We start from the raw sequence: 615 nt of genomic DNA on the forward strand, positions 1-615 counted from the left end.
GATGCAGGACGGCAGCGGCGTGCTGCTCGATGCGTCAGCGGACGGCGGGGCTTGCACGCTCGTTGGCGCCGCCACACAGAGGATCCGTTGCGTCGCCATCGACACGGGACCGTCGATGCTGATCCGCCCCGATGCCTGCATCGCCTGGGTGGGCGATGRTGACGGCACCGAAGGCATCGGCGAAGCGCTGCGCCGCTGGTGGCCGGCCGGCCCTCACCACCAACCGTCGTCGCCCAGCACCATCTTCTTGTAGACGTCGATGTTGGCGCGAATGGCGAACAAGGCGCCGGTGGCAATCCCTATCGCGTTGCCGAACCGGTCACCCATCACCAGGTCGGCGACCACGACGACCACCACGCAGATCGCGAACAGCACGAGGGCCTTCTTCCACAGGCCCTTGGTCAGGTAGTAGAGCGGCCCGAAGAGGAAGGCCAGCACGTTGAACATGACCTTCATCCGTTGGCCGAAGGACAGCGCCTTGAGGTTCGGCAGCTTCGCGCCGCCCGCGCGCTCGATCAGGCGGAAGCGTGTCTTCCAGGCGTCGGACACCTTCAGCGCATCGATGCGCGAGCCCTTGAAGCTCAGTGTCACATCGGAAACTTCTGCCTTGGGCGG

General features: G+C 65.8%; 2 protein-coding genes. One reads left to right on the plus strand and one right to left on the minus strand.

Annotated elements, in window-relative coordinates; translation table 11 throughout:
* Positions 1 to 253, plus strand: a 253-nt coding sequence (locus AC1D15_RS36100) for an aromatic-ring hydroxylase C-terminal domain-containing protein (RefSeq protein WP_477829871.1), incomplete at its 5' end; no start/stop codon positions are given.
* Here AC1D15_RS36100 and AC1D15_RS36105 read toward each other — a convergent pair.
* Positions 214 to 615: DUF2628 domain-containing protein (locus AC1D15_RS36105; RefSeq protein ID WP_477829872.1), on the minus strand; the 402-nt coding region annotated here is incomplete at its 5' end. The genes AC1D15_RS36100 and AC1D15_RS36105 overlap by 40 nt on opposite strands.

The organism is Rhizobacter sp. P2_H2 (assembly GCF_056403375.1).